This is a genomic window from Photobacterium sp. R1 (assembly GCF_054600795.1).
Genome location: NZ_BAAHZP010000115.1, coordinates 1 through 429, shown reverse-complemented (window position 1 = coordinate 429; position 429 = coordinate 1). Strand labels below are relative to the sequence as shown.

Annotated in this window: 1 pseudogene; it reads left to right on the top strand. The window is 50.3% G+C overall.

Going from position 1 to position 429, the window contains the following annotated elements:
• Positions 1-429 (top strand): annotated as a pseudogene (gene pssA / locus ACYP03_RS24225) (CDP-diacylglycerol--serine O-phosphatidyltransferase); the annotation flags it as partial.

Sequence of the window (429 nt, the reverse complement as noted above, 5' to 3'; positions counted from 1 at the left end):
AAAACAGCGACGTCCCGAACTGGACATTAAAGTACTCGTCGATTGGCACCGAGCCCAGCGTGGACTGATCGGTGCAGAAAAATCAGAGGGTAATGCAGCGCTCTACCGTGAGTTTGCCCAGTCCTACCAACATAAAATTGAAGTGCTGGGGGTACCCGTTCGCAATCGTGAAGTCTTTGGTGTGCTCCACCTGAAAGGCTTTATCATTGACAATACCGTCATATATAGCGGCGCGAGCCTGAATGATGTCTATCTGGCTCAGCATCAACGCTACCGCTATGACAGATATCATGTATTGAAGAACACCAAGCTGGCCGACAGTATGGCCCTCTTTGTCCAGCGAACGCTGGTTGACAGTGAAGCGGTGAATTGCCTCAACCAGCAGACCCGGCCGGAAACGAAAGTCCTACGTAATGCTATCAAGCAATT